We start from the raw sequence: 603 nt of genomic DNA, 5'->3' as shown, positions 1-603 counted from the left end.
CTAGGCCGCGGGCGGTGGCCGGGCGGGGGATGCCGTCGACCAGGCGGCACGACAGGCCCACCACAGCGGTGCGGCCGGAGGCAACTGCCTGGGCGAGCTGGCAGCGGCCCGTCGTTCTTCGTGCGCGAGCGGCAGACCAGCGACTGCCCGATGCCCTGACAGCAGCTCCGACGCAAACTCGGCGCAGGACCGCCGCCAAGTCACCAGTGGAATCAGGCCGGTGGATTCGACCTGAATCGACCGAGGGTCCATCCCGAGTGAAAAAACGATCCTTCTTACGTCACCCGTCTGCCTGGCCCTCGGTGCCGATTCGGCGGATGCGGCCGACGCTAATGTCTTCGTGTCCCATCCACTCACGACATCTGACTATTAGGCATGCTCTCTATAGCCCAAGGCAGCTGATGCGACTCATGGATTAGGGCCGGGGCTTCATATGGTGGACCACCCGATATTCACAGAATCATCTTGAAGGAGTTGGGCACCTAGATGGAATTGAATGTCTCTGTTACGCGTTCTCGGCGCGTGTTCACCGCCTGGATCTCCGGGGCCCTGATGCTGTCACTCGCAGCCGCCGGGATCGCATTGGTGCCGAGCAGCGCGCAT

Source organism: Streptacidiphilus neutrinimicus, assembly GCF_000787815.1.
Lineage (GTDB): Bacteria > Actinomycetota > Actinomycetes > Streptomycetales > Streptomycetaceae > Streptacidiphilus > Streptacidiphilus neutrinimicus.
This window is presented reverse-complemented; position numbering follows the sequence as displayed.